The sequence below is a fragment of the Phocaeicola sp. HCN-6420 genome, assembly GCF_037890145.1.
Taxonomy (GTDB): Bacteria; Bacteroidota; Bacteroidia; order Bacteroidales; family Bacteroidaceae; genus Phocaeicola.
Genome location: NZ_JBBKBJ010000075.1, coordinates 1 through 1,013 on the forward strand (window position 1 = coordinate 1; position 1,013 = coordinate 1,013).

Genomic DNA, 1,013 nt, shown 5'->3' on the forward strand with positions numbered 1-1,013 from the left:
TCTGTAACGGTCCAAATCCACCCGGTCAGGTTCAATCACCACTTCAACTACCGGCAGTCCCTCCAGGAGTTCGCGGTTACGCCGGGATTCCTTCTTCTTTCCATCGGGCTTTGCTTTTGAAGGAGCCGCTGCGCTGCTGTCCTCTTCCCGGATGTTTTCACTCTGTCCGGTTGCAGGAACGGAATCGAACAGGGAAAGCTGGTTGGGATCCAGGGCTGCCAGCTTCTCACTTCTCCGCCCGAAAAGCTGACGGTTCAGCCATGCTATCTGTGAAAGCAGTTCCTGTATCTTCCGTTGCAGCGCATCCGTCTGTTCCAGCAGTTTCCCGTTGGATTCGACAAGGGAACGGTTAGTCTCCAGGAGACCGGCTATCTGCTCCTGTTGACTCCTGATTATCTGTTCCATTGTATCCTGCTGAATCATCCGTTTCTATCTCTTTATATGATGTAAAGATACTGATTTTTCGGCAGATAAGCAACCGGATACATGAAAATACTTTCAATAGAAGCCATCCTTTCTACTGGCTTTTAACCTTTTCAGCCTCTGGTTCGGATTGTCACTGATTCCTTCCACCATCATGACCAGGTCGCGCCATTCCATCGGATAAGACCTGCTCCGGCTGTCATAGGCCGGCAGCCGGAACGTGCCCTCTTCCAGACGTTTCACATACAATACCATGCCGCCGTCTTCAGCATGGAGGAGCTTCATGGTGGTCCTGCTTCTGTTTATGAAGATGAAGACATCGCCCAGACGGACGTCATGTCCCATCCGGTCGTGAACCACTCCGCACAGAGAGTTGATTCCCTTGCGCATGTCCGTCTTTCCGGGACACAGGAAATAGCGCATGGTATCATTCAGACAGAACATGGCCGCATAATTTGTGTATCAATCCAAATGTCAGTTCAGGGTTTCCATGGCTGTCAAGGTGGATCCTGATTCCGGAAGGAAGCTCTATCATTACGTCGCCATCCGCGCCTGACGGGAGATTGCCCCTGCGATGCAAATCCAATGGA

At 51.3% G+C, this 1,013-nt stretch carries 2 protein-coding genes; both read right to left on the reverse strand.

Going from position 1 to position 1,013, the window contains the following annotated elements:
* Positions 1–423, reverse strand: a 423-nt coding sequence (locus tag WKT12_RS16415) for a transposase (protein WP_340320323.1), incomplete at its 3' end; no start/stop codon positions are given.
* Positions 424–498: 75 nt separating this feature from the next.
* Complete coding sequence (tnpB, locus tag WKT12_RS16420) at positions 499–867, reverse strand: IS66 family insertion sequence element accessory protein TnpB (RefSeq protein ID WP_340320325.1); 369 nt, start codon at positions 865–867, stop codon at positions 499–501.
* Between the last annotated feature and the right edge of the window lie 146 nt (positions 868–1,013).